General features: G+C 52.4%; 5 tRNA genes. All 5 read right to left on the bottom strand.

The annotated features are described in order from the left end of the window. Window positions 1–42: 42 nt before the first annotated feature. Window positions 43–126: transfer RNA gene (locus EPL02_RS06040), tRNA-Tyr, on the bottom strand. A gap of 8 nt (window positions 127–134) precedes the next feature. Next, window positions 135–210, bottom strand: a tRNA-Thr gene (locus tag EPL02_RS06035). Window positions 211–220: 10 nt separating this feature from the next. Continuing rightward, window positions 221–296: transfer RNA gene (locus tag EPL02_RS06030), tRNA-Val, on the bottom strand. Window positions 297–319: 23 nt separating this feature from the next. After that, a tRNA-Glu gene (locus EPL02_RS06025) sits at window positions 320–394 on the bottom strand. A 5-nt stretch (window positions 395–399) separates the two neighbouring features. After that, window positions 400–474 (bottom strand) — tRNA-Asn (locus tag EPL02_RS06020). Window positions 475–523 lie beyond the last annotated feature (49 nt).

The following is a 523-nucleotide window of genomic DNA, read 5'->3' as shown; positions in this document are numbered from 1 at the left end:
TCAAAGTCCGTTGCCTTACCGCTTGGCTATAGCCCAATAAAATGGTGGAGGGGGGCAGATTCGAACTGCCGAACCCGAAGGAGCGGATTTACAGTCCGCCGCGTTTAGCCACTTCGCTACCCCTCCAAAAACAATGGTGCCGGCAAGAGGACTTGAACCCCCAACCTACTGATTACAAGTCAGTTGCTCTACCAGTTGAGCTACACCGGCAACATGTTCATGGTGGAGGATGACGGGATCGAACCGCCGACCCCCTGCTTGTAAGGCAGGTGCTCTCCCAGCTGAGCTAATCCTCCAAAATTTCTTATATAAAAATAAGTGGTGACCCGTACGGGATTCGAACCCGTGTTACCGCCGTGAAAGGGCGGTGTCTTAACCACTTGACCAACGGGCCATAAATGGCTCCACAGGTAGGACTCGAACCTACGACCGATCGGTTAACAGCCGATTGCTCTACCACTGAGCTACTGTGGAATCTTATAAAGCCTGGCAACGTCCTACTCTCACAGGGACAAAGTCCCAA

Source organism: Bacillus sp. CBEL-1 (assembly GCF_004348885.1).
GTDB classification, from domain to species: Bacteria; Bacillota; Bacilli; order Bacillales; family Bacillaceae_H; genus Priestia; species Priestia aryabhattai_A.
Note: the sequence above shows the minus strand (reverse complement) of the source record. Positions and strands in the feature narration are given on the sequence as shown.